21 protein-coding genes are annotated in these 19,040 nt (G+C 66.5%); 12 read left to right on the top strand and 9 right to left on the bottom strand.

Annotated features, from left to right (window positions below; translation table 11 throughout):
- Position 1 precedes the first annotated feature (1 nt).
- From phnK to phnG, 5 genes are read right to left on the bottom strand one after another with little or no spacing between them, the layout of a single operon-like run.
- The gene (gene phnK / locus OKW43_RS02270; RefSeq protein ID WP_429444947.1) at positions 2-772 is read right to left on the bottom strand and encodes a phosphonate C-P lyase system protein PhnK; all 771 of its coding nucleotides are present in this window, start codon (positions 770-772) and stop codon (positions 2-4) included.
- Positions 769-1,701, bottom strand: a complete 933-nt coding sequence (locus tag OKW43_RS02265; RefSeq protein ID WP_429444945.1) for an alpha-D-ribose 1-methylphosphonate 5-phosphate C-P-lyase PhnJ — start codon at positions 1,699-1,701, stop codon at positions 769-771. Before OKW43_RS02265 ends, phnK begins: the two co-directional genes overlap by 4 nt.
- Positions 1,698-2,834 (bottom strand): carbon-phosphorus lyase complex subunit PhnI, encoded by a 1,137-nt coding sequence (locus OKW43_RS02260; protein WP_187636211.1) that lies wholly within the window; start codon positions 2,832-2,834, stop codon positions 1,698-1,700. Before OKW43_RS02260 ends, OKW43_RS02265 begins: the two co-directional genes overlap by 4 nt.
- The gene (gene phnH, locus OKW43_RS02255; protein WP_187636210.1) at positions 2,834-3,445 is read right to left on the bottom strand and encodes a phosphonate C-P lyase system protein PhnH; all 612 of its coding nucleotides are present in this window, start codon (positions 3,443-3,445) and stop codon (positions 2,834-2,836) included. The genes OKW43_RS02260 and phnH overlap by 1 nt, the downstream gene beginning before the upstream one ends.
- Positions 3,445-3,951 carry a phosphonate C-P lyase system protein PhnG gene (phnG, locus tag OKW43_RS02250; RefSeq protein ID WP_429444942.1) on the bottom strand — a complete coding sequence of 169 codons (507 nt, stop codon included), beginning with the start codon at positions 3,949-3,951 and terminating at the stop codon, positions 3,445-3,447. Before phnG ends, phnH begins: the two co-directional genes overlap by 1 nt.
- 188 nt (positions 3,952-4,139) lie before the next feature.
- Here phnG and phnF point away from each other — a divergent pair, with 188 nt between their 5' ends.
- From phnF to phnN, 3 genes are read left to right on the top strand one after another with little or no spacing between them, the layout of a single operon-like run.
- Positions 4,140-4,898, top strand: coding sequence for a phosphonate metabolism transcriptional regulator PhnF (gene phnF / locus OKW43_RS02245; protein WP_187636208.1), 759 nt, complete (start codon positions 4,140-4,142; stop codon positions 4,896-4,898).
- Positions 4,895-5,659 (top strand): DUF1045 domain-containing protein, encoded by a 765-nt coding sequence (locus OKW43_RS02240; protein WP_187636207.1) that lies wholly within the window; start codon positions 4,895-4,897, stop codon positions 5,657-5,659. Before phnF ends, OKW43_RS02240 begins: the two co-directional genes overlap by 4 nt.
- The gene (phnN, locus tag OKW43_RS02235) at positions 5,656-6,207 is read left to right on the top strand and encodes a phosphonate metabolism protein/1,5-bisphosphokinase (PRPP-forming) PhnN (RefSeq protein WP_429444939.1); all 552 of its coding nucleotides are present in this window, start codon (positions 5,656-5,658) and stop codon (positions 6,205-6,207) included. Before OKW43_RS02240 ends, phnN begins: the two co-directional genes overlap by 4 nt.
- Before the next feature lie 30 nt (positions 6,208-6,237).
- Here phnN and OKW43_RS02230 read toward each other — a convergent pair whose 3' ends face one another.
- The gene (locus OKW43_RS02230) at positions 6,238-7,146 is read right to left on the bottom strand and encodes a LysR family transcriptional regulator (protein WP_187636250.1); all 909 of its coding nucleotides are present in this window, start codon (positions 7,144-7,146) and stop codon (positions 6,238-6,240) included.
- A gap of 111 nt (positions 7,147-7,257) precedes the next feature.
- Here OKW43_RS02230 and OKW43_RS02225 point away from each other — a divergent pair, with 111 nt between their 5' ends.
- On the top strand, positions 7,258-8,448 hold the full coding sequence (locus OKW43_RS02225; protein WP_429444937.1) for a M20 aminoacylase family protein: 1,191 nt from the start codon (positions 7,258-7,260) through the stop codon (positions 8,446-8,448).
- Positions 8,449-8,493: 45 nt separating this feature from the next.
- Here the strand turns inward: OKW43_RS02225 and OKW43_RS02220 are convergent, their stop codons facing one another.
- Entirely contained in the window at positions 8,494-9,318 is an 825-nt protein-coding gene (locus tag OKW43_RS02220) for an IclR family transcriptional regulator (RefSeq protein ID WP_429444935.1), read from the bottom strand.
- A 244-nt stretch (positions 9,319-9,562) separates the two neighbouring features.
- Here OKW43_RS02220 and OKW43_RS02215 point away from each other — a divergent pair, with 244 nt between their 5' ends.
- The 7 genes from OKW43_RS02215 to pcaF all read left to right on the top strand — a co-directional run bounded on the left by OKW43_RS02215 (position 9,563) and on the right by pcaF (position 16,674).
- Positions 9,563-10,267, top strand: a complete 705-nt coding sequence (locus tag OKW43_RS02215; protein WP_429444933.1) for a FadR/GntR family transcriptional regulator — start codon at positions 9,563-9,565, stop codon at positions 10,265-10,267.
- 45 nt (positions 10,268-10,312) lie between these two features.
- Positions 10,313-11,203 carry an L-threonate dehydrogenase gene (gene ltnD / locus OKW43_RS02210; protein ID WP_429444931.1) on the top strand — a complete coding sequence of 297 codons (891 nt, stop codon included), beginning with the start codon at positions 10,313-10,315 and terminating at the stop codon, positions 11,201-11,203.
- Positions 11,204-11,217: 14 nt separating this feature from the next.
- Positions 11,218-12,531, top strand: coding sequence for a 3-oxo-tetronate kinase (gene otnK / locus OKW43_RS02205; protein ID WP_429444929.1), 1,314 nt, complete (start codon positions 11,218-11,220; stop codon positions 12,529-12,531).
- Complete coding sequence (locus OKW43_RS02200; RefSeq protein WP_429444927.1) at positions 12,528-13,190, top strand: aldolase; 663 nt, start codon at positions 12,528-12,530, stop codon at positions 13,188-13,190. The genes otnK and OKW43_RS02200 overlap by 4 nt, the downstream gene beginning before the upstream one ends.
- A 61-nt stretch (positions 13,191-13,251) precedes the next feature.
- Positions 13,252-14,052, top strand: coding sequence for a 2-oxo-tetronate isomerase (otnI, locus tag OKW43_RS02195; RefSeq protein ID WP_187636199.1), 801 nt, complete (start codon positions 13,252-13,254; stop codon positions 14,050-14,052).
- A gap of 79 nt (positions 14,053-14,131) precedes the next feature.
- Positions 14,132-15,112, top strand: coding sequence for a D-erythronate dehydrogenase (gene denD, locus OKW43_RS02190; protein WP_429444925.1), 981 nt, complete (start codon positions 14,132-14,134; stop codon positions 15,110-15,112).
- Between the two features lie 359 nt (positions 15,113-15,471).
- Positions 15,472-16,674 (top strand): 3-oxoadipyl-CoA thiolase, encoded by a 1,203-nt coding sequence (gene pcaF, locus OKW43_RS02185; RefSeq protein ID WP_429444923.1) that lies wholly within the window; start codon positions 15,472-15,474, stop codon positions 16,672-16,674.
- A 147-nt stretch (positions 16,675-16,821) separates the two neighbouring features.
- Here pcaF and dmeF read toward each other — a convergent pair whose 3' ends face one another.
- Both dmeF and OKW43_RS02175 read right to left on the bottom strand, forming a co-directional pair.
- Positions 16,822-17,763, bottom strand: coding sequence for a CDF family Co(II)/Ni(II) efflux transporter DmeF (dmeF, locus tag OKW43_RS02180; protein ID WP_429444921.1), 942 nt, complete (start codon positions 17,761-17,763; stop codon positions 16,822-16,824).
- 6 nt (positions 17,764-17,769) lie between these two features.
- Positions 17,770-18,045 carry a metal/formaldehyde-sensitive transcriptional repressor gene (locus OKW43_RS02175; RefSeq protein WP_429444919.1) on the bottom strand — a complete coding sequence of 92 codons (276 nt, stop codon included), beginning with the start codon at positions 18,043-18,045 and terminating at the stop codon, positions 17,770-17,772.
- Between the two features lie 242 nt (positions 18,046-18,287).
- Between OKW43_RS02175 and OKW43_RS02170 the strand changes: the two genes are divergently transcribed.
- Positions 18,288-18,866, top strand: a complete 579-nt coding sequence (locus OKW43_RS02170) for a hypothetical protein (protein WP_429444917.1) — start codon at positions 18,288-18,290, stop codon at positions 18,864-18,866.
- The last annotated feature ends 174 nt before the right edge of the window (positions 18,867-19,040 follow it).

Below are 19,040 nucleotides of genomic sequence, written 5' to 3'. Positions count from 1 at the left end.
CTCAAACCGGCAGAACCGAGGAAACCAGCGTTTGCGTATAAGGGTGCTGCGGATCGTCGAGCACCTGATCGGTCAGGCCGGCTTCGACGACTTCGCCCGCCTGCATCACGATGAGCCGATGCGCGAGTAGACGCGCGACGCCGATATCGTGCGTGACGATCAGCACCGACAGATGCAGCGTCGAGCTCAGCGTACGCAGCAAATCGAGCAGACGCGCCTGCACGGACACGTCGAGACCGGCGGTCGGTTCGTCCATGAACACCAGCCGCGGACCGGTGACGAGATTGCGCGCGATCTGCAGACGCTGCTGCATGCCGCCCGAAAACGCGGCGGGGAATTCGTCGATGCGCGTCGCGTCGAGCTCGACGCGCTCCATCCATTGCGTGGCCGTGCGGCGAATCTCGCCGTAGTGGCGCGCGCCGACCGCCATCAACGGCTCGCCGATGTTGGCCCCGGCCGATACGCCGCTGCGCAGGCCGTCGCGCGGATTCTGCTGCACGAAGCCCCACTCGGTGCGCATCAGCAGACGGCGGCGCGGCTCGGACAGCGCGCGCAGATCGAGCGAGTCGCCATGCGACGCGGTGTAGTGCAGCGAGCCGCTATCGGCCTCGGTCTTCAGCGCCAGCGTATTGAGCAGCGTGGTTTTGCCCGAGCCCGATTCGCCGACGATGCACAGCACCTCGCCCGGATACAGATCGAAGCTCACGTTGCGGCAACCGTTGCGGCCGCCATATTGTTTGGTGAGCGCGCGTGCGCTCAGAAGCGGCGTCATGCGGATTCTCCTTCGCGCGTGGCGCGCGGCAGCGCTGCTGGCGGTTCGATATCGCCGTCGCCGCGCCGCTCGTGACAGTAGTCGCTATCGGAGCACACGAACATGCGCGTGCCCGCATCGTCGACGATCATTTCGTCGAGAAAGCTTTCCTTCGATCCACACAGCGCGCACGCGTGCTGCCACTTCTGCACTTCGAACGGATGATCGTCGAAGTCGAGGCTGCGCACCGGCGTATAAGGCGGAATCGCGTGGATGCGGCGTTCGCGGCCCGCGCCGAATAGTTGCAGCGCCGCGTTCATATGCATCTTCGGATTGTCGAACTTCGGGATCGGCGACGGTGAGCTCAGATAGCGATGATTGACGATCACCGGGTAGTCGTAGGTGGTCGCGATGCTGCCGTGATGCACGATGTCCTCGTACAGCTTCACGCTGATCAATCCGTAATCGGCGAGCGCATGCAGCTTTTTGCATTCTGCGACGCGCGGTTCGAGCCGGTACAGCGGCTCGGGCATCGGCACCTGATAGACGAGGATCTGCCGCTCGGTCAGCGGCGTTTCAGGAATCCGGTGCCGCGTCTGGATGATCGTCGCTTCGCTGGTATGCCGCGTGGTCGTCACGCCCGTGGTGCGCGCGAAGAAGCGGCGGATGTTGACCGCGTTGGTGGTTTCGTCCGAGCCCTGATCGATGACCTTCAGCGTGTCCGTTTTGCCGATGATCGCGGCCGTCACCTGGATGCCGCCGGTGCCCCAGCCATACGGCAGCGGCATTTCGCGCGACGCGAACGGCACCTGGTAGCCCGGCACGGCGACTGCCTTCAGCAGCGCGCGGCGCAGCATGCGCTTGGTCTGCTCGTCGAGATACGCGAAGTTGTAGCCGTGTGCGGCGCTGTCGTATGAGGTGTTGGCAACGGCGGTGTCGGGCGCGTTCATGCTGCCTGCTCCTTGCCGGTCTCGCGGCTTGTTTCATCGTGGCTGTGATGCTGCGCGCGCAGACGCCGTACCAGTTCCAGCTCCGCCTGGAAGTCGACGTAATGCGGCAGCTTCAGGTGCTGCACGAAACCCGACGCCTCGACGTTGTCGCTATGCGATAGCATGAATTCGATGTCCTGCGTCGGCGACGCGAGCGTTTCGCCGAGTTCTTCGGCGCGCAACGCGCGATCGACCAGCGCCATCGCCATCGCTTTGCGCTCCGAGTGGCCGAACGCGAGACCGTAGCCTTGCGTGAAGGCGGGCGGCACCGCGCCGCTGCCCGCGAACTGGTTGATCATCTGGCACTCGGTGATGTCGATATCGCCGATGTCGACTGCTTCGCCGAGTTCGTCGAGGTCCATCTCGAGCGCGATCGTGCCGAAGCGGATCTCGCCCGCGAACGGATGCGAGTGCGCGTAGCCGCGCTGCGTCGCATAGCCCATCGCGAGCAGGAAGCCTTCGTCGCCACGCGCGAGATTTTGCAGACGCGTTGCGCGGCTCGCCGGAAACGCGAGCGGTTCGCGCGACAGATCGCCGGGTTGCGCGCCATCGGGTGTCGGGCGCTCCTGTTCGATCAGGCCTTCCTTGTCGAGCAGCGACACGACGCGCGGCATCGATTCCGGCGCGGGCGGCTCTTGCGGAACCGGCCCGCTGCCTCGCGTCACGCCTTGCTGTGCACCATCACCATCGGCCAGCAACGCGAAATCGAGCAGACGCTGCGTGTAGTCATAGGTCGCGCCGAGCAGCTGGCCGCCGGGCAGGTCCTTGAAGGTCGCCGAGATGCGCCGCTCGACCTGCATCGTTTCGGTATCGATCGCACGCGTATAGCCGAAGCGCGGCAACGTGGTGCGATACGCGCGCAGCAGGAAGATCGCTTCGACCAGATCGCCGGCCGCCTGCTTGATTGCGAGCGCGGCGAGCTCTTCGTCGTAGACCGAGCCTTCGGTCATCACCCGCGCGACCGCGAGCCGCAACTGCTCGCGAATCTGCGCGACGCTCAGTTCGGCGATCTGCGTATCGCCGCGGCGCGCTTTGTCGAGCAGGCGCCACGACGCCTCGATCGCGCGTTCCCCACCTTTGACGGCAACGTACATCAGTTCACCTTCGCTTCAGTTGTGCGCGGCAGGCCGATCACGCGCAGGCCGCAAACCAGATAACAGTCGATGCCGCACGGAAACAGCGGTGCGAGCATCGCGCGTTCTTGCCAGAACCGCGCGGGAAGACCGACCGGCGAAATTGTTTCGGTACCGCGAATGCCGGGTCCGCTGAGCGTGACCGGTGTGCCGCCGCTCAGCGCGTCGACGCGGATCAGCAGCGTGGCCGACTGTTCGGGCGACTCGTCGCTGCCGGGCGCGAAGCTTTCGAGCGGCGGCCACGCGTCGGCATCGTGCACATACGCGAACGCGGCCGCGCCGGGCGCCTCGACGAGCGGCGCGCCGGTATGGAAACGCAACGCCGACGCGAGCGCGGTATCGGGCTGCGCGAGCCAGACCGGCGTCGCGTAGTCGCACAGCGTCAGCAGCGCGGCGAACGCGGCGGGTTCAACTGGTGTGTTGCGCAACGCGGGCAGCACGTCATGGATCACGCCGATCGTGCCGGGCCGCGACAACGCGTCGAGCAGCGTGCGAAACACGGCCTGGGTATCGTGGACCGGGTCCGCGAAACCCGGCGTCAGCGCGGACAACGCAATCGGTGAATGTTCCATCAGTCGCCTCGCACCATCGTGAAGAATTCGACGCGCGTCGCCGCGGCATCCTGTTGCTGTTGCGCGCGCCGCGTCCGTTGTTGCGCGGCGAACGGCTCGATCAATTGACGCTGCAGGCTGTCATGATGCTCGGGCATCTGCAGCAAAGCATCGGCGAGAGCGGCCAGTTCGGCGCGACGGCGGTCGCGTCCCAGATGGCAGGCGAAGCCGACGGTGGCCTCGGCGTCGCCGCTGGCATGCAGACGCAGCGTGGCGCGCGTGAGCGTTGCCTCACCGAGATTGAACGGGTCGCCGCTGCCGCCGATCCGCCCTCGCACCATCGCGAGGCCGATTTCAGGGGGACGCAGCCAGTCGTACGCGGGGGTGGGGCGGCCTTGCAGCGCGCGCTGCAGCGCCGCTTCGAGGTCGGCGCGCGGCGTACGCGCCAGCACGGCCATCCAGGCGCGCCGCGCCGCCGAAGACACGGCCGGCAGCGGCGAAGAGGGAGGAACGGAACTCGGGCTCATCGGATTTCCTATCGATCCAGCGAGTGTACATTGGAGCATCTATTCATCTAAACGTCTAAACGTCTAGACGTTTATAAGCATAGAAGTCTGGACTGTCGTACAAGGCTGACGTTTCATATTTCCATCACGGCTCGCGCACTACAATGCACGTGATGGCGATCATTTGAACCGAAGGGAATGACAGCACCATGACATCGAACGACAGCGCGGCGCCGGCCACGACGCTCGAACGCGGCGCGGGCGTGGCCGTCTGGAGACAGATCGAACAGATCCTGGCCGCCGAGATCGCGGCGAGCGGGTTCGGCGAAGAAGGGCGGCTGCCGAGCGAGGGCGAGCTGGCGAAGCGCTTCGACGTCAACCGCCACACGGTGCGTCGCGCGATGCTCGGCCTCGCCGCGCTCGGCCTGGTCAGCGTCGAGCAGGGGCGCGGCACGTTCGTGCAGCCCGGCGCGATCGACTATTCGATCGGCCGCCGTACGCGCTTCACCGAAAACCTGCGTCAGCAGCATCACTCGCCCGCGGGCACGATGCTGTCGGCGGCGCGTGTTAAGGCCGAGCCCACTGTCGCGAAGGCGTTGGGTCTGCGCGCGGGCGCGGCCGTGTATCGCATCGAATCGCTGAACGCGTCCGACGGCGTGCCGCTCACGTTCGCGCGCAGCTGGTATCCGGCCACGCGTTTTCCGGATCTGCCGGAGGTGGTGCAACGCCTCGGTGGCACGACGAAGGCGCTGGCCGAATTCGGCGTGGACGATTATCTGCGCAAGTGGAGCCGCATCGGCAGCGTGCTGCCTGAGCCGGAGGTCGCGCGGCGGCTCAACATCAACCGTCAGCAGCCGGTGCTGTGGGTCGAGAACGTCGACGTCGATCTGCAAGGCACGCCGGTCAAATACGGCTTCACGCATTTCGCGGCCGACCGCGTGCAACTGCTCGTGGAGCACGACCTGTGAGCGGCCCCGCATGGAGTGCCGAAGCGCGCTTTGCGCTGTACTACGCGCCGTCGCGTGAATCCGCTTGGTGGCGGGCCGGCTCGACATGGCTCGGCCGTGATGCGCACAGCGGCGAGCGCTGCGCGCAGCCGCAGCCGCCGGGACTGACGCGCCCGCTCGCCGCGTTGACCGACGCGCCGCGCCGCTATGGCTGGCATGGCACGCTGGTCGCGCCGTTCCGGCCCGGCGCCGGCGTCACGCAGCACGACGTGCTCGCGGCCGCGCGTGCGTGGGCGCTCGCGCAGCACGCGTTCGCGTTGCCGGTGGAAGCGGCCATGCTGGGCGACTTCGTCGCGATGCGTCCCGCGAATGCAGATGGCGAGGCGCGCATTCGCGAACTCGCGTCGAACGCGCTGCAATCGCTCGACGGGCTGCGCGCGCATCCGTCGGCGGCCGATCTCGAGCGCCGGCTCGCCGCGCCGCTTAGCGAGCGCCAACGTGCGTTGCTGCTGCAATGGGGCTATCCGTACGTGTTCGACGAGTTCCGTTTTCACATGACGTTGTCGAGTTCGCTCGCCGATGCCGACGAGCGCGCGACGCTGCTCGCCTGGTGGCGTGAGCGCACGCCCGCGCTTGGGCCGCTCGCGGTCGATCAGGCCGCGCTGTTCGTCGAGCCGGCGCCGGGCGACCCGTTCATTCTGTGGCGGGCGCTGCCGTTCAGCGACGGCGCGCAACGCGGCTATGGCAACGATAAGCAGCAACGCGCGGTGAGCAGCCAATGACTGGGCGTTTGATCTATGTGATGGGGCCGTCGGGCGCGGGCAAGGACTCGCTGCTGCAATTCGCGCGCAAGCGGCTTGCCGGCGAGCCGGTCGTGTTCGCGCATCGTTACATCACGCGGCCGAGCGGCAATGGGGAAGTGCACGTCACACTGAGCGTCGAGGAGTTCGCCGCGCGTTCGCTGCTCGGCCTGTTCGCGCTCGAATGGTCGAGCCATTCGCTGCGCTATGGCATCGGTATCGAACTCGATGCGTGGCTCGCGCGCGGCTGCACGGTGGTCGTCAACGGCTCGCGGCAGTACGTGCAGCATGCGCTCGCGCGCTATCCACGCGCGGAAGTGGTGCATGTGAGCGCCGCGCCCCATATTCTCGAAGCGCGGCTCGGCGCGCGGGCGCGCGAATCGGCGGAACAGGTCGCGGCGCGGCTCGCGCGGCGTGCGCCGTTTGCATTGCCCGCCGGCGTGCGCTGCACGACGATCGACAACTCCGGCGCGCTCGAAGACGCGGGTCACGCTTTGATCACAGTGCTCAAGGAGCGCGTGAGCCCATAGCGCAAGCGCACGCTCACCCGGGCAAGCGGCTTATTGCACGGCCTCCATCCGCTCCCGCGTCACCTGCCGCAAACATGCGACGAACTGCTGCACGGCCGGCGTCGGCAGCAGATCGCGTCGCGAGATGATGCTTAGATCGTAGTTCGGCAGCGCGTCTTCGATCGGCGCGACGCAAATGCCGAGCGGCGCGACCTTCTGCGCGAGCGGCCGCGTGAAGCAGCTGATCACGTCGGTCTGCGACACCAGCCCGAGCGTCACCGCAAACGACGACGGCGCGCGCAACAGCCGCTTCGGCACCGGCAGGCCGTGCGCGCTGAACATCGCCATCATCACGCTGTGCGGGAAATGATCGGCGCCGACCGTGACGATCCACTCGGCGTCGAGCAGTTCGGACAGACGCGTGACGTTCGCGAGCGGATGCCCGGCGCGCATCGTGACGACGAACTGCGTCGAGTACAGAGGCACCTGCACCAGGTCGCTGTCCAATGCCTGCACGTGATGGATCGCCGCGAGATCGAGCGCGCCGTTGCGCAAACGCGCGAGCGCATCGGGCACCGTGACTTCCTCCAGATGCAGGTTGACTAGCGGCATCTTCTCGCGGAAGCTCGACACCGCATGCGGCAGCACCGTCAGCGCGAGCGATGGCATCGTGCCGACGCTGACCTTGCCGGCCAGTTCCCCCTTCACCTGCTCGACGGCCTCGACGGTGCGGCGTATGTCACCGAGCAACTGCTCGGCGCGCGGCAACAGCGCGAGCCCGCACGCGGTCAGCTCGATGCCGCGCACACTGCGCACCATTAGTTCCGCGTTGAGCGCGCTCTCCAACTCGCGAATCGTATGCGTGACGGCCGGCTGTGTGACGCCAAGCTCACGCGCGGCGGCGCGCAGGCTGCGCTGACGCGCGGCGACGACGAAGGCCTGCAACTGCTGCAGCTTCATAAGGGTAGGCCCCAATATAAGACGCGTTAATCAGGGTGAAAAAAATAGCATCTTATTCGAACCTGACGGCGTGGCTATAGTGCGAGGCTACTCACTGGAGCCATACCAACTATGAACGAGACCCCGCGTTTGACCGAAGTGTCCGATCTGGAGCCCGCCGCCGCGAGCCTGCGCGAGATTCGCCATCACATTCATCACCATCCCGAACTCGCGTACGAAGAAGTGCAAACGGCGGCGCTCGTCGCCGACAAGCTCGAACGATGGGGCTGGCAGGTCACGCGCGGGGTCGGCAAGACCGGCGTGGTCGGCACGCTGAAAGTGGGCGACAGTCAGCGCAGCATTGGCATTCGCGCGGACATGGACGCGCTGCCGATCATCGAGCAGACCGGCCTGCCGTACGCGAGCGGCACCCACGGCAAGATGCACGCGTGCGGCCACGACGGCCATACGACGATCCTGCTCGGCGCCGCGCAACGGCTCGCGGCCACGCGCAATTTCTCGGGCACCGTGCATCTGTATTTCCAGCCGGCCGAGGAGAGCGGCATCGACAGCGGCGCGCTGAAGATGATCAACGACGGCCTGTTCGAGCGCTTCCCGTGCGACGCCGTGTTCGGCCTGCACAACCATCCGGGCGCGGAGCCGGGCGTGCTGCTGTTCCGCAAGGGGCCGTTCATGTCGGCGGGCGACAAGGCGATCATCACGATAGAAGGCATCGGCGGGCATGCGGCGCGTCCGCATCTGACCGTCGATCCGGTCGTGGTGGCCGCGAGCATCGTGATGGCGCTGCAGACGATCGTCGCGCGCAACGTCGATCCGTCGCAGCCGGCCGTGGTGACGGTCGGCTCGATGCACGCGGGCACCGCGAACAACGTGATTTCGAGCAGCGCGCGGCTCGAACTGAGCGTGCGCTCGTTCAGCCCCGAGGTACGCGCGTTGCTGAAGAAGCGCATCATCGAGCTTGCCGAATCGCAGGCCGCGAGCTATGGCGGCACGGCGAACGTCGAGTACATCGAAGGGTATCCGGTCGTCATCAATACGGACGCCGAAACGGATTTCGCGGTGCAGGTCGCGCGCGAGCTGGTCGGCGACGCCAAGGTGGTCGAGCACACCGACATCCTGATGGGCAGCGAGGACTTCGCGTTCATGCTGCAGCAGCGGCCGGGCACGTTCCTGCGCATCGGCAATGGCGCCGGCGAGGACGGCTGCATGGTGCACAACCCGCACTACGACTTCAACGACCGCAACCTGCCGATCGGCGCAGCCTTCTGGGCGCGGCTGGTGGAGCGCTACCTCGCGCGGTGAGCGATCGCAGCGAACGCCGCGGGGCGCGACCCAGTGCGCGCCTCATCAGCCCCGTCGCGCGACCATCTCGGAGACCGTCTGCGCGGCTTGCTGCAGCGGTTCCAGAAACGCCTTCACCATCTGTTTGGCCGAATTGCGCTGCGCGTTGCCGCTGATGTTCATCGCGGCGATCACACGGCCCTGGCGATTGCGAATCGGCGCGGACAGCGAAATCAAGCCGCCTTCGAGCTCCTGATCGACGATCGCCCACCCCTGGCGTCGCACCTGCTCGATCAACCTCTTCAACTCTTCCTTGTCGGTGACGGTGCGCGGCGTGTGCGCGTAGAGCGGCGACGAGTTCAGCGTTGCGTCGAGCGTCTGGTCGTCGAGCGAGGCGAGCAGCACGCGGCCCATCGACGTGCAGTACGCGGGCAGGCGGCTGCCGATCGACAGGTTGATCGTCATGATCTTGTGGGTCGGCACGCGCAGCACGTAGACGATCTCGGTGCGATCGAGCACGGCCGCCGAGCAGCTTTCGTGCACCTGCGCCGACAGGCTCTCCATCACCGGTTCGGCGAGATTCCAGAACGGCATCGAGGTCAGGTACGCGAAGCCGAGGTCGAGAATCTTCGGCGTCAGACGGAACAGGCGCCCCTCGGCTTCCACGTAGCCGAGCGTTTGCAGCGTGAGCAGGATCCGGCGCGCGCCGGCGCGCGTGAGGCCGGTCGCCGCGGCGACGTCGGTGAGCGTCTGTTCGGGGCGCGTCGCGTCGAATGCGCGGATGACCGCGAGGCCCCGCGCGAACGACTGCACGTACGAGTCGCCCGGTTTCTCCGGGGCCGGTTCGGCGTTGGCGGGCGCGACGGAAGACGGCGGCAGGGCTTTGCTCATGGACCTTGATCGTGGTGTCGGAAAAGTGCGCACGAAGGACGTGCGACGCGCGTTGATTTCGATGCGGCGCCGCGTTTTGCGTGGCGGCGCAAAGGCGAGACGATAGCTTAAGCCTTCTGTTTCGCCAAATAACGCCGATCCGTTCAAAAAACCCAGGGTTTGCGTGAATGCGATTCGCGGTTCAAATTTGTATGATGACCCGATAACCAGATCACTTCACCGCATCCGATCCCACCGATCCACCATGTTCGACAAGATTCCCGCGCGCGCGTTGAGCGACACCGTCGCGCAGCAACTGCTGAAGCAGATCGACAAGGGCACCTTCGCGCGCGGCGCCAGGCTGCCGACCGAAGCCGTGCTCTCGCAACAGTTCGGCGTGAGCCGCACGGTGATTCGCGAGGCGCTGTCGCGGCTGAAGAACGAGGGGGTGGTCGAGCCGCGCCAGGGTAGTGGCGTGTTCGTCGCCGGGCACGGCGCGATCCGCCCGCTGCGGATCGACTATGCGGAAGCCGTCGAACCGGGCTCGGTCGTGCACATCCTTGCGCTGCGCCGCGCGATCGAGGCCGAGGTCGCGTCGGAAGCCGCGATGCGCCGCAGCGATGCCGACATGGCCGCGATCGACGCCGCGCTCGCGCGCATCGAACGGGCGGTCGCCGACGGCGAAGACGGCGTTGCCGAAGACGTCGCGTTTCATCGCGCGATCGCGGCGGCGACGGGCAATCCCTATTTCCTGAAGACGTTGACGTTCGTCAATCAGTACCTCCAGGCGGGCACGGTCGTTACGCGTCGCAACGAGGCGCTGCGCGAGGACTTCTCGCGGCAGGTGCGCGAGGAGCACGCGGCGATCGCCGCCGCGATTCGTGCCGGCGATCCGATGGCGGCGCGCAATGCCGCGCAGACGCATCTGTACAACGCGGCGCGGCGACTTGCCGAGGCGGGCATCGTCTGACGCGCGTGAATCCACGAATGCAGCACCAATCCATAGAGGTCACGCATGTCGAGAAATGTCGGTGTCATAGGTTTGGGGGCCATGGGGCTCGGCGTCGCGCGCTCGCTGTTGCGCGCGGGCTTTGGCGTTCACGCGTGCGACTTGCGGCGCGACGTGCTGCAGGCGTTCGTCGATGAAGGCGGCGTAGGCTGCGCGACGCCCTCGGATCTCGGCGCGCATTGCGAGGTCGTGATCACGCTGGTCGTGAATGCCGCGCAAACCGAAGCCGTACTGTTCGGCGAGCATGGCGCGCTCGCGGCGATGAAGCCGGGCGGTGTCGTGATCGCGTGTGCCACGGTCGCGCCGGAATTCGCGAGCGATCTCGGCAAGCGCGTCGAGGCGGCCGGTCTGCTGATGCTCGATGCGCCGGTATCGGGTGGAGCGGCGCGCGCCGCGTCGGGCGAAATGACGATGATGACGTCCGGTCCCACGGCCGCTTACGCCGCGTGCGAGGACGTGCTCGCCGCGATCGCCGGCAACGTGTATCGGCTCGGCGCCGAGCATGGCGTCGGCTCGAAGGTGAAGATCATCAATCAGCTGCTGGCCGGCGTGCATATCGCGGCGGCCGCCGAGGCGCTCGCGCTCGGCCTTCGCGAAGGCGTCGACCCGGACGCGCTGTACGACGTGATCACGCACAGCGCGGGCAATTCGTGGATGTTCGAGAATCGTGTGCCGCATATTCTCGCGGGCGACTACACGCCGCTGTCGGCGGTCGATATTTTCGTGAAGGACCTGGGCCTCGTGCTCGATACCGCGCGTCGCACCAAATTTCCGCTGCCGCTGTCGGCGGCAGCGCATCAGATGTTCATGATGGCGTCGACGGCGGGCCACGGTGGCGAAGACGACTCGGCGGTGGTGAAGATTTTTCCCGGCATCGAATTGCCGGCGAAGCAATAGGCGAGGGGCGGGTCATGACGGCTCAGACGAAACCCGCGTTGCTCGGCTGCATCGCCGACGATTTCACCGGCGCCACCGATCTCGCCAACATGCTCGTGCGCGGTGGCATGCGTACCGTGCAGACGATCGGCGTGCCCACCTCGGACGAAGCGCTCGACGCCGACGCGCTCGTCGTTGCGCTGAAGTCGCGCACGATCGCCGCCGCCGACGCGGTCGCGCAATCGCTCGCCGCGCTCGCCTGGCTGCGCGCGCAAGGCTGCCGGCAATTCTTCTTCAAATACTGCTCGACCTTCGATTCGACCGATGCAGGCAACATCGGCCCAGTGACTGATGCGTTGCTGAACGCGCTGTCCGCCGAGTTCGCTGAGCGCGCGTCGTTCACGATCGCGTGTCCCGCGTTTCCCGAGAACGGCCGCACGATTTTTCGCGGTCATCTGTTCGTCGGCGATGCGCTGCTCAACGAGTCGGGCATGGAAAACCATCCGCTGACGCCGATGCGCGACGCGAACCTCGTGCGCGTGCTGCGGCGCCAAACTCAATCGAAGGTCGGGCTCGTGCGTTACGACGCGCTCGCACAAGGCGACGCGGGCGCGCGCGCCGCATTCGCCGCGTTGCGCGCCGACGGCGTGCGCATCGCGATTGCCGACGCGGTGTCCGACGCCGATCTGCACACGCTCGGCGCGGCCTGCGCGGATCTCGCGCTGATCACCGGCGGCTCCGGCGTCGCGCTCGGCTTGCCGGCCAACTTTCGGCGCGCGGCTCTGCTCGGCGAGCAAACCCATGCCGCGCAATTGCCGCGTGTCGGAGGTTTGTCGGCGGTGCTCGCGGGCAGTGCGTCGAAAGCGACCAACGCGCAGGTCGCCGCATGGTGCGCGACGCGGCCCGCGTTTCGCATCGATCCGCTCGCGGCGGCGCGCGGCGAGGATGTCGTCGGCGAGGCGCTCGCGTTCGCGCAACAGCGCTTCGCGCACGCGGAGCCGGTGCTGATCTATGCGACCGCATCGACCGACCAGGTGCAGGCCGTACAGCGCGAACTCGGCGTCAACGAGGCCGGGCATCTGGTGGAGATGACGTTGGCGTCGATTGCGCGCGGCCTGCGCGAACGCGGCGTGCGCAAGTTCGTCGTCGCGGGCGGCGAGACCTCGGGCGCGGTCGTGCAGGCGCTCGACGTGCGCATGCTGCGCATCGGCGCGCAGATCGATCCGGGCGTGCCGGCCACGGCGACGACCGGCGCCGAGCCGCTCGCGCTCGCGCTGAAGTCCGGCAACTTCGGCACGACCGACTTCTTCGACAAGGCGCTGGGCCATCTCGACGGAGCCGCGCAATGAGCGACGCACCGGCACTTCATACATCCACCGAAGCGCGCGTGCGCGAGGAAATCTGCGCGGTCGGCGCGAGTCTGTATCAGCGCGGCTATACCGTCGGCAGCGCCGGCAACATCAGCGCGCGGCTCGACGACGGCTGGCTGATCACGCCGACCGACGCGTGCCTCGGCCGCCTCGATCCGGCCGACATCGCGAAGGTCGATGCGGATGGCCACGCGGTGTCGGGCGGCAAGCCGTCGAAAACGCTCGCGCTGCATCGCGGCATCTATGCGCGCAACGGCGACGCGCGCGGCATCGTCCATACCCATTCGACCCATCTGGTCGCGTTGACGCTCGCGGGCGTGTGGAGCGAAGCGGACGTGTTGCCGCCGATCACGCCGTACTACGTGATGAAAGTAGGACATGTACCGCTGATTCGCTATCGACGCCCGGGCGATCCGCAAGTGGCCGCGCAGATCGCTGCGCTGGCCGATCGGGTGCGCGCGGTGTTGCTCGAACGTTTGGGGCCGGTGGTGTGGGACCGCTCGGTCGCGCATGCGTCGTATGTGCTCGAAGAGCTCGAGGAGACCGCGCGCCTGTGGCTGATGACGAATCCGCGACCCGCGCCGCTCGACCCCGCCGCGATCGAAGAACTCTGTGCCGCGTTCGGCGCGCGCTGGTAGCGGGGCGCATGACCGATGAAGGCCGCGCACCGCATCGCACTGTCTTAAAGGAGCTGCCACCATGCCTCGCTTCGCCGCCAATCTGTCGATGATGTACCACGAGCACGCGTTCCTCGATCGTTTCGCCGCGGCCGCGCGCGATGGTTTTAATGCGGTCGAATTCCTGTTTCCCTACGAGTACCGCGCGAACGAACTGAAGGCACGGCTCGACGCGCACGGCCTCACGCAGGCGCTGTTCAATGCACCGCCCGGCGACTGGCACGGCGGCGAGCGCGGCATCGCATCGCTGCCCGGCCGCGAGGATGAGTTCCGCCGCAGCGTCGACACGGCGCTCGGGTACGCGCGAGTGCTCGGCAATCGCAAGCTGCATGTGATGGCGGGGTTGATCGGCGGCGATCAGGCGGGCGAAACGCAGCGTAAAACACAGCGCGACGTGTACCTGAACAATCTCGCCTATGCCGCGCGAGCCGCGCAAGCCGATCAGATCACGATCGTCATCGAGCCGATCAACACGCGCGACATTCCCGGTTATTTCCTCAATCGACAGGACGACGCGCAGGCGATCTGCGCCGAAGTCGGCGCGCCGAACCTGAAAGTGCAGTTCGATTGCTATCACTGCCAGATCGTCGAGGGCGATCTCGCGATCAAGCTCAAACGCGATATGGCCGGCATCGGCCACATCCAGATCGCCGGCGTGCCGGAGCGGCACGAGCCCGACATCGGCGAACTGAACTATCCGTACCTGTTCGATCTGATCGATGCGCTCGGCTACGACGGCTACATCGGCTGCGAATACCGGCCGCGCGCGGGGACCTCGGCGGGACTGGGCTGGCTGAAGCCTTATCTCGACGCGGGGCGCTGAGCTTCGCTGGCTTTCGCTGATCCCTGCTGATCTCGCTGCTTTTGCTGCTATCGCTGACAACTACAGTGGACACCTAACCATGAAAGTACTGATTACCGGCGGCGCGGGTTTTCTCGGCCAGCGTCTCGCGCGCGAACTGCTCGCGCGCGGCGCGCTGAAAGATGCGCACGGCGCAGCGCAAGCGATTACCGGGCTGGTGCTTCTCGACGTCGTGCGCGCCCACGATTTCGGCGATGCGCGCGTGCGCACTGAAGTCGGCGATATCGCGGAGCGCAGCGTGCTCGAACGTGTGATCGACGATCAAACGTCGGCGATCTTTCATCTGGCTGCGATTGTCAGCGGCCAGGCCGAGGCGGACTTCGATCTCGGCATGCGCATCAATCTCGATGCATCGCGGCTGCTGCTCGAAATCTGCCGTCAGCGCGGGCACCAACCGCGCGTCGTGTTCACCAGTTCGGTCGCCGTCTATGGTGGCGATCTGCCCGCGCTCGTGAAGGACGACACCGCGCTGAATCCGCAGTCGTCGTATGGCGCGCAGAAGGCGATCGCGGAACTGCTGCTGAACGATTATTCGCGGCGCGGTTTCGTCGACGGCCGCGTACTGCGGCTACCGACTATCAGCGTACGGCCGGGGCGGCCGAATGCGGCGGCGTCGTCGTTTGCGAGCGGCGTCATCCGCGAGCCGCTCAATGGCGAAGAGGCCGTGTGTCCGGTCGCCGGTTCGACGCGGCTGTGGCTGCTGTCGCCGCGCAAGGCGATCGACAGCCTGATCGCCGGCCTCGAACTCGACGGCGCCGCGCTCGGCAAGCAGCGCGCGCTGAACTTGCCGGGCTTGTCGGTCAGCGTCGACGAAATGATCGCGGCACTGCGCGAGGTCGCGGGCGATGCGGTCGCGAGCCGCATCGTGCGGCAGCCCGACGAGCGCATCGAGAAGATCGTCGGCAGTTGGCCCGGTGCGTGGGATACGTCGCGCGCAGAACGGCTCGGGCTCGCGGCCGAGCGCAGTTTCGCGGATGTGATCCGCGGCTACATCGCCGATGAAGGAATCGAAGTTCGCTGAAGATCCCGTTTCCGCGTATTCCCTGGTATCGCTTGGCACGGCTGCGGCCGTGCTTGACACGCTTTCGTGCCCACGCCTATCATCGAGCCTGGTTTGTTCGATATATGACCGTACGTTCGCACAAAGAACATGAGGCCGGGCGAGGAAGACGCGAGAGCCGCAGCTCGTCGCTCCGAAGCCCATCGTTCACGATCCTGCGCTAAGCTGCTCCGACGTGACGGCCGCGCGCCGCCGCTCATTTGCAGCTTCCTGCCGGCGGCCGTCGGCCACCGGGCCGATGCCTCGCTGCATCGAACCGGCGTCATGGCGCAAAGCCGACCGCGGCACAGCGCACGCAGCATTTCAACTGGAGACATCCCATGACCGAAGCATTCCTGTGCGACGCGATTCGCACCCCCATTGGCCGCTATGCGGGTTCGCTGTCGTCAGTGCGCGCCGACGACCTGGGCGCGGTGCCGCTCAAGGCGCTGATGGAGCGCAACAACAACGTCGACTGGACCGCGATCGACGACGTGATCTACGGCTGCGCGAACCAGGCCGGTGACGACAACCGCAACGTCGCGCGCATGTCGCTGCTGCTCGCGGGTCTGCCGAAGGACGTGCCGGGCTCGACGGTCAACCGTCTGTGCGGCTCGGGCATGGATGCGGTCGGCATCGCCGCGCGCGCGATCAAGTCGGGCGAGGCCGCACTGATGATCGCTGGCGGCGTCGAAAGCATGAGCCGCGCACCGTTCGTGATGGGCAAGGCGCCGACCGCGTTCTCGCGTCAGGCCGAGATTTACGATACGACGATCGGCTGGCGTTTCGTGAATCCGCTGATGAAGAAGCTGTACGGCGTCGACTCGATGCCGGAAACCGGCGAAAACGTCGCGACCGACTACAACATCAGCCGCGCCGACCAGGACGCATTCGCGCTGCGTAGCCAGCAGAAGGCCGCGCGCGCGCAACGCGACGGCACGCTCGCGCAGGAAATCGTCGGCGTGACGATCGCGCAGAAAAAGGGTGATCCGATCACGGTCACGCAGGACGAGCATCCGCGCGAAACGAGCCTCGAAACGCTCGCGAAGCTGAAGGGCGTCGTGCGTCCGGACGGCACGGTCACGGCCGGTAACGCGTCGGGCGTGAACGACGGCGCGGCCGCGTTGCTGCTCGCGAACGAAGAAACCGCGAAGCGCTTCGGCCTGACGCCGCGCGCCCGCGTGCTCGGCATGGCGACGGCCGGCGTCGAGCCGCGCGTGATGGGCATCGGCCCGGCACCCGCCGCGCAGAAGCTGCTCGCGCGTCTGGGCATGACGATCGATCAGTTCGACGTGATCGAGTTGAACGAAGCGTTCGCCTCGCAAGGCATCGCGGTGCTGCGCGCCCTCGGCGTCGCCGACGACGATCCCCGCGTGAACCCGAACGGCGGTGCGATCGCGCTCGGCCACCCGCTCGGCATGAGCGGCGCGCGTCTGGTGACGACCGCGACGTATCAGTTGCAACGCACGCAGGGCCGCTTCGCGCTGTGCACGATGTGCATCGGCGTCGGCCAGGGCATTGCGATCGCGATCGAGCGCGTGTGATGCGTGAGTTGTTTTAGCGCGCGGGTTCGTACTCGCGCTTTGCGGGTTTCGGCGCAAGCTGAATAGCACAAAGCAGCAGGGCCGGCGTGTCGTCGAGACACGCCGGCCCTTTGTTTTGATTGCGCCTTGCTTCGCCGGGCGCGGCCGTTATGACGCCGCTTCGACTGTCAGATGCATGACCTCATGCACTGGCGCGAGCCGCGCGCGGATCGTCTCCGCGGTGACGCTGCCGTGCGTGCGCACACTAACGATTGCCGCTCGCGCCTCCGGGCCGATCTGCCAGACGTGCAGGTCGGCGATCTCGGCGTCGCCGTGCGAGTCCAGGATTTCGCGGATTTCGCTGGCAACGTGCTCGTCGGTTTTATCGAGCAGCACGCCGGCCGTGTCGCGCATCAGCGTCCATGCCCAGCGCGCGATGACGATGGAACCGACGATGCCCATCAGCGGGTCCAGCCACACCCACTCGAGATAGCGGCCGGCCAGCAGGGCCACGACTGCCAGCACCGAGGTCAGCGCATCGGCGAGCACGTGCAGGTAGGCGGAGCGCAGGTTGTTGTCGGACCCGTGCGCATGGCCGTGATGATGGTGATGATGATGTTGGTCGTGATCGTGATGCCCATGATGCCCATGGTGCGCATGGCCGCCCGACAACAGCAACGCGCTGACGATGTTCACGACCAGCCCGATCGCCGCAATCACCGCTGCCTGCCCGAACGCGACACCGGTGGGATGGATGAGTCGGAACGCCGATTCGATGCCGATGCCCAGCGACACCAGCGCGAGAATCAACGCCGAAGCGAAGCCGGCAAGCTCGCCCACTTTTCCTGTTCCGAAGCTGAAAGCGTGGTTTGCCGAGTTGCGTCTCGCGAACGCATACGCGAGCGCCGCAATCCCGAGCGCGCCAGCGTGCGTCGCCATGTGGAAGCCATCGGCGAGCAGCGCCATCGAGCCGGTCATGTAACCGGCCGCGATCTCGCCGATCATCATGGCAAGAGTGAGTGCGACGACGGAACGGGTCCGGCGTGCGTTTTCGTCGTGCGAGCTGCCGAGAAACGAGTGCTCGTGCTTGTGGATCATGTTGTCAGTCATAGAAACCTACTTCGAATAGCGGCGGATCGCCTCGATCAATGAATCCACGCCCTTTTTGCGCTGGCTGGCCGTCAGGTCGGGATGCGCGACATGCTCGCGCGCGTGCGCCTCGACGATCTCGTCGAGCAGGCCGTTCATTGCGCCGCGTGTCGCGGCCACCAGATGCAGGACTTTTTCGCAATCGGTGTCCGATTCCAGTGAACGCTCGATAGCCTGAACCTGGCCCGCGATGCGGCGAACGCGCTTCAATAAGTCGTCTTTGTGTTCACTCAGATGTGACATACGCATACCCCCTATGGGTATAGATGATAGCACCGCACTGACATTGCGTTTCTGGCGGCTGTCGGCGGCCCTGCCGACGCATACGTCGGCCGATCGTTCGCGTCATACTGTTTGACGTGGTGGTTCCGAAGACGCGGAGTTCAACGCGTCGGGCACGAATGCTACGGGGCGCGAAGCGATTGCGCGCCGCCCGCATGACCGACCGTCAAGCACTATTGAAACCTTGCTCGAGGAGAACGCGGATGAAAACAGCGACGCTAGCGGCAGCATTGGCCATCGCGGTGGCGGCCGCGACCCCGCCGGTGCGCGCGCAGGACGACATGGCGAGCACCGCGCAAGCGGTACTGAGCGCGGCGCAGCCGGTGCATATGACGGCGGAGATCGTCGCCATCGATGCGGGCAACCGCTCACTGACACTGAAGGGCCCGCACGGCGACGTCGCGATCGTGCTCGTCAGCCAGCAGGTTGCGGGCTTCGATCAGCTGAAGATCGGCGATCGCGTCGACGTGCTGTACAAGAATGCGGTGCTCACCAAGGTCGACAAGGCAAGCAGCGCGAGCAAGGGGATTCGCGAGCGCGCCGACAGGCACAGCTATACACCGGCATCGGGCGGGTACGAGGCGGCGCGACAGACCGAGGTGCTCGCCACCGTGCTGAAGATCGATCGCAAACAGCGCCTGGTGACGCTGCGCGGCGCATCCCAGACGCAGACCTTCGAAGCCGCGCCCGATGTCGATCTCAGCGACGTGAAGATCGGCGATACCGTGCATGCGGCGTTCGTGTCGGCGGCCGCCATGCAGGTGACGCCTGTCGGGCAGTGACGGGGCGAGCTAGCGGGAGCGGTCCGTGGCCGCGTCGGCTTCGCAAACTATGTCGAAACATGTCGCGGCGCCCGCCGGATGGCGGCGAAGCCTTGCCTGGCGGGCCCGCGTCGCGGTGAAACAGCTCGACATATCTTCCGTGATGATTTCCGCGGTGTGTCCTTCTATAGTCCG

It is taken from the genome of Paraburkholderia sp. WC7.3g (assembly GCF_050436345.1).
Taxonomy (GTDB): Bacteria; Pseudomonadota; Gammaproteobacteria; order Burkholderiales; family Burkholderiaceae; genus Paraburkholderia; species Paraburkholderia podalyriae.
This window is presented reverse-complemented; position numbering and strand designations above follow the sequence as displayed.